This window comes from Paenibacillus sp. 01T443 (assembly GCF_056398325.1).
Genome location: NZ_JBFTPE010000022.1, coordinates 72,973 through 79,057, shown reverse-complemented (window position 1 = coordinate 79,057; position 6,085 = coordinate 72,973). Strand labels below are relative to the sequence as shown.

Sequence of the window (6,085 nt, the reverse complement as noted above, 5' to 3'; positions counted from 1 at the left end):
AGGATCAAACTCTCCAAATTGGTGTTTGAAATGCTCATTACTTTTTATCGCTTTTTCGCTTATCCCGAAGGATTTGCGAGGCAGTTATTACTCGTTGTTCAGTTTTCAAAGAGCAATCTTTTCTTTCGTGTCGGCCGTGTGTCTCGTTGTCGACCTAGATAATATATCATGTTCGCCTATTACAATGCAAGTACTTTTTTATAAAACAATAAAAAAAGTTTTTCGACCTCTAATTGCTGCTTCATCTGGCTTAAATAATGAATTACTAAACTTGTATATAATGAAGAAAGAAATAAAATAACGAGCAATGCGTCTAATCGCATGCTCGTTATTAGTTAGCTTTTTAGTATTGTTTAGCAACCGTATATTTCGAAGCATCTTTAATCAGTTCGAACTTTTTATTGCCCTTCTTCAGACCCGCATCTACAGTCGTATCTATCGTAACCCATTTGCCATCCAAATAGATTTCGTTCCATGCGTGATAGACATCTACATATTGCGATTTCCCCATCATTAGCTTAGTTGGAATATCCAAGCTGCGAAGCATGCCCGCAAACAAGGCTGCATAACCGTAGCAAATATCTTTTTTTGTTTTAAATGTGCGATCGATGTTCGGAAGGTAATCCACCGAAAGATTGGCCGCCAATTGATTATCGTAATTAATGTTTGTAATGATGTAATTGTAGACAGCTTTTACTTTCTCCATATCTGTCTTTTTGTTTTTCGCCAGTTCCTTTGCCTTCACAATGGCGCTGCTAGTATTCGTCCAACTGATGTTTTGAATGGAATTCAAATATAATACCTTACTATCCTTTAAACTAAGAGTGACGGTTTGTTTAGCCACGAGCTTATACTTGTTACCAGATGCGTTCTCTAAAACCGAAATCGTATATTGTCCATTGCCTAGCTGCAGTGGAAATTGTTCTGAAATTTTCCCGGCAGTCAGGTTATATGTATAGTTTGTTTGGCCCTTAGCAATCATAAGCTTCGTTTTCACTTTGGCATTGACCGGGTAATCAACTGCGACAACACCATTATTAAGATTAGTTGTATTTAGCCACGCCGCTGCATCTGCTTCACTCGCATGTGCTGGTGTCACATTAATAGACGCGAAAAGTACAAAGGCTGCGATTATTAAAATAAATTTACGCATAAAAAAAACTCCTTTCGGTAGCTGGCTGCCATCTTTCGGAAGGCCCTTTAGCTTTGCGTCCCTACCTTTCGATAGGTTTGCCATTATCGTGTGAAGCTTTATGCAACTCATTATTTGCGTTAGGTCTAATATTAGTTCTAATATACCATATGAATCTATTATATCAATAGATTTGCCCAAAAAATTATCATATTTTGGTAGTTTTCAAGAGTTGCTGCCGCAGAAACCTCCAATAAAAACAAAAAGAACCGCCTGCAGTTGAAAGCCGGCGGTTCTTTTATTAATACTTATTCGGCAGAGCGCTGATCTCTCATATGAGGGAACAACAGAACGTCGCGAATGGATGGTGCATCTGTAAGGAGCATAATTAATCGGTCGATACCGATCCCAAGTCCACCTGTTGGCGGCATGCCGTATTCCAGTGCGCGAATAAAGTCTTCATCCATCTCATGCGCCTCATCATTGCCATGCTCACGTTCAACAAGCTGCGATTCGAACCGCTCACGTTGATCAATCGGATCATTAAGCTCTGTAAAGGCATTGGCATGTTCACGCGCCACAATAAATAGCTCAAAACGATCTGTAAACCTAGGATCTGCCTCGCTCTTCTTCGCAAGAGGGGAGATCGCAACAGGATGTCCGGTTACGAAAGTCGGCTGAATAAGCGTGTGCTCGCAGAATTGTTCGAAAAAGGCATTTAGAATATGACCAAATGTCATATGCGGGTCAACCGCAACCTTATGCTCTTTCGCCAAGCGCTGTGCTTCTTCATCACTCATCTCGACACCAAAATCAACGCCAGTCGTTTCTTTAACAAGTTCAACCATGGAAACACGGCGCCACTGTGGAGTTAAATCAATTTCTTGGCCTTGATAAGTGATTTTCGTTGTGCCGAGTACTTCTTGCGCGATATGTGCAATGACGTTTTCGGTTAGTGCCATAATATCCTTGTAGTCAGCATAAGCCTCATACAGTTCAATCATTGTGAATTCTGGATTGTGTCGCGTCGAAATCCCTTCATTCCGATACACACGTCCGATTTCATACACCTTCTCCAAACCGCCCACGATTAGACGCTTCAAATGAAGCTCGATTGCAATACGCATGTAAAGCTGCATGTCGAGCGCATTATGATGCGTTTCGAATGGCCTTGCAGCAGCACCGCCTGCAATGGAATGCAAAGTCGGCGTTTCTACCTCCAGATACCCGCGGGAATCCAAATAGCGACGCATGGATTGAATGATTTTGGAACGAGTAATGAAGGTTTGCTGTACGTCCGGATTCACGATAAGGTCAACATAACGTTGGCGGTAGCGAAGCTCTACATCCTTTAGTCCGTGATATTTATCAGGCAAAGGAAGCAGCGATTTCGTCAATACTTCAATATCATGCGCTTTGACCGACACTTCGCCTGTATTCGTTTTGAATACGACGCCCACCACGCCAATAATATCGCCAATATCAAGTAAATCGAATGCGGCAAATTTATGCTCTTCGACAGTATCCTTACGAACGTAAATTTGAACTCTGCCGCTCAAATCCTGAATCGTAGCAAAGCCGGCTTTACCCATACCGCGTTTTTGCATAATGCGTCCCGCAATACGAACGGTCACAGCTTGACCTTCCAGCTCTTCTTTGCTGTGCCCTTCATGTGCCTGCACAATATCTTTGGCGTTATGAGTACGTTCGAACTTCCGTCCAAAAGGATCCACGCCTAGTCCTCTAAGCTCGTCTAGTTTGTCTCTGCGAATTTGCAAGAGCTCACTTAGCTCCTGCTCATTGTTTTCATGTTCCACTTCTTTCATCTCCTTGATCATTCGGCAAGCGTAAGCGGCTGTCGCCGGATTGTTGCGGCAAAAACTCGTTTCCCGATAAAATATAAGCCCTGTATCCATATGAAATATACGTTCTTATATTTTAAACGATCAAAAAGCTTCCCACAAGGAAGCTTTCTGATCCGCACATAGCAAACCTTATTTTTTGATATCGAGAATTTTGTATTGAATGATGCCGACGGGTACGCTAACTTCGACAACTGTTCCCTTTTTCTTGCCCAAAATCGCTTTGCCAACCGGGCTCTCATTTGAGATCTTGTTTTGCAAAGGATCAGCTTCCGCTGTACCTACAATAGAATAATCCATTGTATCGCCATATTCCATATCTTCAACCGTAACAATCGAACCGATGCTTACAGTATCAATATCAATGTCATCATTATTTATAATACGCGCATTGCGCAGCATTTTCTCAAGGGTAAGAACGCGGCCTTCGATAAATGCTTGCTCATTCTTCGCATCCTCGTACTCCGAGTTTTCACTTATATCACCATAGCCGATAGCTACTTTAATACGTTCAGCAACCTCACGACGCTTGACCGATTTCAAGTTTTCTAATTCATCTTCGAGCTTACGCAGCCCTTCTTGAGTCAGAATGATTTGCTTATCGTTCATCTTTCCGATTCTCCTGTCATGTGACTAATTTTTCATACCTTGTATGAATTCACTGATACCTAATATATTACGCTTCTTGATCCTCATACCTACTGTTGTTTGAAGCGCTCTTGATGTGTTCGTTAGATTATATTGCACGATTATATTGCAAAGGTACCCTGAATGTCAATCAAAGCCAAACGACMCATTGAAACCGTTTCATTTTTTGAAATTGAAGCAGAAGCCGCTTGATAGCGGCTTTTGTCGAATGGTGTCGGTTGTCTGGCGATCCAGGATAATTGCCCTTAACCGGTGTATGTGTATTTTAGTAAGCGACCTCTTCTGCAGCTCCTGATTCTCCGCTTGCATGTGAAGCAGCTTGGAATTCTTCATCCTCTTCCAGTGACCTCACGTAATTTTCCAAGATGGCTACCATCGGGTCACGGCCGGTTTCTTCCATAATGACATCTTTTACGCGAGCGCCGCCTGGAAGTCCCTTTAGATACCATGCCAGGTGCTTGCGCATCTCGCGTACCGCAACCGCCTCGTTCTTCAATGCCACTAAACGATCGAGATGCAAAATAGCTACTTCTAATTTCTCACGCGGCGTTGGATCGCTAAGCAGTTCGCCGTTCGTCAAATATTGAATGGTCCGATAGAGCATCCACGGGTTGCCTAAGGCTCCGCGTCCAATCATAACGCCGTCGCAGCCAGTGTGATCAAGCAGGCGCTTGGCATCCTCTGGCGAAAAAACGTCGCCATTGCCTATTACGGGAATTGATACCGCTTCTTTGACATCTTTTATGATGTCCCAATTGGCCTTGCCTGTATACAATTGCTCGCGTGTACGTCCGTGCACACTTACAGCTTTCCCGCCTGCGCGTTCAACAGCACGGGCATTCTCAACTGCGTAAATGTGCTGGTCATCCCAGCCAATGCGCATTTTTACCGTTACGGGCTTCTTAACCGCATCCACAACGGACGAGACCATTTCATAAATCTTGTTAGGATCCAGCAACCAGCGGGCACCCGCATCGCACTTCGTCACCTTCGGTACCGGACAGCCCATGTTTATATCAATAATATCCGCATTGGTTTGCTGATCGACGACCTTTGCCGCTTCAACCAGCGACTCACGGTCACCGCCGAATATTTGTAGACTAAGCGGCTTCTCCCGCTCATCGACAAACAGCATTTCAAGCGTTCTTTTGTTACCATGTAAAATCGCCTTGTCGCTCACCATCTCCGCGCATACAAGACCCGTTCCAAACTCTTTGGCAATCAATCGAAAAGCAGGGTTGCACACGCCTGCCATCGGCGCTAGCACTACTCTGTTCTTCATCTCGATGTCTCCGATTTTCAGCATGTCGCTCCTTGCTCCTCTTCTAATTGTTTATTGTTCTTATCAAATAAGATAAAAATCATTATTCACGATCATCAGACATTAATTCCTCGTAACTGATTCCTAGCGTTTTGGCTATATGACTTAGCAGCTTCGGATCTGTTTTCCTTGTTCCGCGTTCTAATGAGCCGAGAACAGCTACCGACACACCAAGCTCCTTGGCCAGCTCCTGCTGAGTATATCCCTTCAGCTTTCGAAAGGCTCTGACGCGCTGCGCCAATTGATTGTTTTCCATAACGTGATGCCTTCCTTTCCATCCAGAAGCGCCGCCTTAGACGCTGCGCTTACTTCTGCCTGCAGATGATGCGATTGATCCAAAACATCATGCAACGGCACAAGTACAAACGCCCGCTCCATCATGCGCGGATGCGGCAAGGTTAGTTCCTCTTGATCCATTCTGACATTATCGTATAGGAGCAGATCAAGGTCAATGGTTCTAGGTCCCCAACGTATTTGTCGAACTCTTCCTAATTTCTGCTCGAAATCCAGAAGCTGCCTCAACAGTAATAATGGGGAAAGAGTGGTGCGTAAAGCTAGTGTCATATTGAGAAAAGGCGGTTGATCCGTATATCCTACGGGATCCGTCTCATACATGCCGGATACTTTGATTACATCAATATTCGGGTGTTCATCAATCATTCCAATCGCTGTAAGCAGCAGTTGTTCACGATCGCCCATGTTAGAGCCTAATGCAATATATGCCTCTGCCCCATTAAGCGGGTATTGTTCGTCCATCAACGTCCCGCTTTCTGCGCAGTTCCACCGTAACTCCGTCAAAATGAATATCAAACGGCGGGTTCGGCTTGGTTACTCGAACCGTCACTTCATTTACCATAGTATAAACTTCCAGTACACGTGTTGCAATGTGACCTGTTAAAGCCTCGATAAGCTTAAAAGGCGGGCCCTCTACAATCGTTTTAGCAAGAGCGTGTATTTCAGCATAATTAACCGTGCAGTTCAAATCATCCGTTACGGCAGCCTGCTCTAAATCCATATCAAGCTCGATATCCACGTAATATTTTTGGCCAAGCTTATTCTCTTCGGGAAAAACGCCGTGATAGCCGTAAAACTTCATCCCTTTTATGATCATCTTATCCATTA

At 44.0% G+C, this 6,085-nt stretch carries 7 protein-coding genes and 1 riboswitch; all 7 genes read right to left on the bottom strand.

Annotated elements, in window-relative coordinates; translation table 11 throughout:
• Positions 1 to 343 precede the first annotated feature (343 nt).
• The 7 genes from AC1DLI_RS28280 to folB all read right to left on the bottom strand — a co-directional run bounded on the left by AC1DLI_RS28280 (position 344) and on the right by folB (position 6,083).
• On the bottom strand, positions 344 to 1,153 hold the full coding sequence (locus AC1DLI_RS28280; protein ID WP_477608096.1) for a transglutaminase-like domain-containing protein: 810 nt from the start codon (positions 1,151 to 1,153) through the stop codon (positions 344 to 346).
• A 13-nt stretch (positions 1,154 to 1,166) separates the two neighbouring features.
• Positions 1,167 to 1,245: riboswitch (cyclic di-GMP riboswitch) on the bottom strand.
• Between the two features lie 195 nt (positions 1,246 to 1,440).
• A complete protein-coding gene (gene lysS, locus AC1DLI_RS28275) occupies positions 1,441 to 2,949 on the bottom strand; it encodes a lysine--tRNA ligase (protein ID WP_477608094.1) in 1,509 nt (502 codons plus the stop codon).
• A gap of 177 nt (positions 2,950 to 3,126) precedes the next feature.
• Positions 3,127 to 3,603 carry a transcription elongation factor GreA gene (gene greA / locus AC1DLI_RS28270; protein WP_076271320.1) on the bottom strand — a complete coding sequence of 159 codons (477 nt, stop codon included), beginning with the start codon at positions 3,601 to 3,603 and terminating at the stop codon, positions 3,127 to 3,129.
• Between the two features lie 304 nt (positions 3,604 to 3,907).
• Complete coding sequence (gene dusB / locus AC1DLI_RS28265; RefSeq protein WP_477608092.1) at positions 3,908 to 4,948, bottom strand: tRNA dihydrouridine synthase DusB; 1,041 nt, start codon at positions 4,946 to 4,948, stop codon at positions 3,908 to 3,910.
• Positions 4,949 to 5,006: 58 nt separating this feature from the next.
• Positions 5,007 to 5,219: a helix-turn-helix domain-containing protein gene (locus AC1DLI_RS28260; protein ID WP_308998622.1), complete on the bottom strand. Its 213-nt coding sequence runs from the start codon at positions 5,217 to 5,219 to the stop codon at positions 5,007 to 5,009.
• The gene (gene folK / locus AC1DLI_RS28255) at positions 5,171 to 5,719 is read right to left on the bottom strand and encodes a 2-amino-4-hydroxy-6-hydroxymethyldihydropteridine diphosphokinase (protein WP_477608089.1); all 549 of its coding nucleotides are present in this window, start codon (positions 5,717 to 5,719) and stop codon (positions 5,171 to 5,173) included. Before folK ends, AC1DLI_RS28260 begins: the two co-directional genes overlap by 49 nt.
• Positions 5,697 to 6,083 carry a dihydroneopterin aldolase gene (gene folB, locus AC1DLI_RS28250; protein WP_477608087.1) on the bottom strand — a complete coding sequence of 129 codons (387 nt, stop codon included), beginning with the start codon at positions 6,081 to 6,083 and terminating at the stop codon, positions 5,697 to 5,699. The genes folK and folB overlap by 23 nt, the downstream gene beginning before the upstream one ends.
• Positions 6,084 to 6,085 lie beyond the last annotated feature (2 nt).